Genomic DNA, 1,831 nt, shown 5'->3' with positions numbered 1-1,831 from the left:
AGCATACATAGGGCAGGGCGCCGATGCAAACCACTGTGACAAGACAGGATTCGAGGAGACGGGACAGCGATGGCGAACAAGGACAAGATCCCGGAGAAGATGACAGCCATCGCGATCTCGCAACCCGGCGGTCCCAGGGTGCTCAAGCCGGAAACCCGCGACGTGCCGGTCCCCGGCCCCGGCGAAGTGCTGATCCGGGTGCACGCAGCCGGGGTCAACCGACCCGACGTGCAGCAGCGCAAGGGTGTCTATCCGCCGCCGCCTGGCGCCTCGGACCTACCTGGACTCGAGGTCGCCGGCGAGATCGCGGCGCTCGGCGACGACATATCGCGCTGGCGCATCGGCGACCGGGTCTGCGCGCTGACGCCGGGCGGCGGCTATGCCGAATATGTCAAGGTCCATGCCGGCAGCGTGCTGCCGATCCCGGCCGGCTTCACCTATTCGGAAGCCGCGGCCGTGCCGGAGAACTACTTTACCGTCTGGCACAATGTGTTCGAGCGCGGCGGGCTCAAGAAGGGCGAGACGCTGCTTGTCCATGGCGGATCGTCCGGCATCGGCACCACCGCCATCCAACTTGCTTCGGCCTTCGGCGCCACTGTTTTCACCACCGCCGGCAGCAAGGACAAATGCGACGCCTGCCTCAAGCTCGGCGCCGACCGGGCGATCAATTATCGCGAGGAGGATTTCGTCGCCGCGGTCAAGGATGCGACCGGCGGCAAGGGCGCCGACGTCATCCTCGACATGGTCGGCGGCGACTATGTCGCGCGCAACTACGAGGCCGCGGCCGTCGAGGGGCGGATCGTCCAGATCGCCGTGCAGGCCGGCGCTGTCGCAAGCACCAATTTCGCGACGCTGATGGTCAAGCGCCTGACCCATACCGGCTCGACGCTTCGTCCGCGCACCGTCGAGTTCAAGGCGGCGATCGCCGCCGCGCTGGAGGCGCAGGTATGGCCGCTGCTCGGCACGCGCAAGGTGGCTCCGGTCATGGACATGATCTTTCCCCTGACCGAAGCCTGGCGGGCGCATGAGCGGATGGAAGAGGGCGAGCATATAGGCAAGATCGTCCTCGACGTCGGGTAAGATAGGCCGATGTTCAGGTGAGGCCGGCCTGCGAACGGCGGCTTCCTGCGCTTCCGGTGCTCACGTATTTTTTGGAACCGCATGTCCCTTATCGGAAAACCGGAACCACTTTTCCGGGACATGCGGAAGTACGCTCCGCTCCGGTTCTCGAGCGCCACCATTTTCGGCTCGGCCTGACCTGAATCTCGGTCCGCGTTGTCCCCTGTTCCAAGCTGAACGCATCGTTAATGGTGCAATGCACAAAACGCATTGCGGCCATGCAAAAGCGTCCGTTCATTTCTTGGGCAGGCATGCCTATTTACGCGGCATCAAACGATTTCATCAAACGACTGGAGAAACTGAAATGAACCCGATCCGTGCTTTCCGTAAGTGGCGCATGTACAACGAGACCGTGCGCGAATTGAACAAGCTCAATGCCCGCCAGCTCAGCGACCTCGGCATCAACCGCGCCGACATCGAGCGCATTGCCCGTCAGGCGGTGTAATCAAAACCAGCCCGGCCACAGGGCCAGGCTGGATAGGCAAGCAAGAGCCGTCGAGACGCTTGCTTCGTTTCCGGTTCCAAGCCCGCTGGACCTCGTCCAGCGGGTTTTGTCTTTTAATGGCTGTGAATCAGCCCTTTTCCAAAAACATTGCGAAAATTCGAGGGAGCGTTTATACAGGCCGCGAATTTCCCATTTTGGTGGCTCTAAAACCACCGCCCGCGCGGGAACGCGGGCGAACGAGAAGGATTTTTGACATGGCCAATACGC

3 protein-coding genes are annotated in these 1,831 nt (G+C 62.2%); 2 read left to right on the top strand and 1 reads right to left on the bottom strand.

Annotation, left to right across the window (positions count from 1 at the left end; all coding sequences use genetic code 11):
• Positions 1-69 precede the first annotated feature (69 nt).
• Both EOA24_RS36475 and EOA24_RS36470 read left to right on the top strand, forming a co-directional pair.
• Positions 70-1,080 (top strand): NAD(P)H-quinone oxidoreductase, encoded by a 1,011-nt coding sequence (locus tag EOA24_RS36475; protein ID WP_126080828.1) that lies wholly within the window; start codon positions 70-72, stop codon positions 1,078-1,080.
• A gap of 343 nt (positions 1,081-1,423) precedes the next feature.
• Complete coding sequence (locus tag EOA24_RS36470; RefSeq protein ID WP_071074868.1) at positions 1,424-1,564, top strand: DUF1127 domain-containing protein; 141 nt, start codon at positions 1,424-1,426, stop codon at positions 1,562-1,564.
• Here the strand turns inward: EOA24_RS36470 and EOA24_RS42585 are convergent.
• Positions 1,565-1,831: hypothetical protein (locus EOA24_RS42585; protein WP_210213642.1), on the bottom strand; the 267-nt coding region annotated here is incomplete at its 5' end. It abuts the gene before it with no gap.

Origin of the sequence: Mesorhizobium sp. M2A.F.Ca.ET.039.01.1.1 (assembly GCF_003998035.1) — a bacterium.
Classification (GTDB): Bacteria; Pseudomonadota; Alphaproteobacteria; order Rhizobiales; family Rhizobiaceae; genus Mesorhizobium.
Note: the sequence above shows the minus strand (reverse complement) of the source record. Positions and strands in the feature narration are given on the sequence as shown.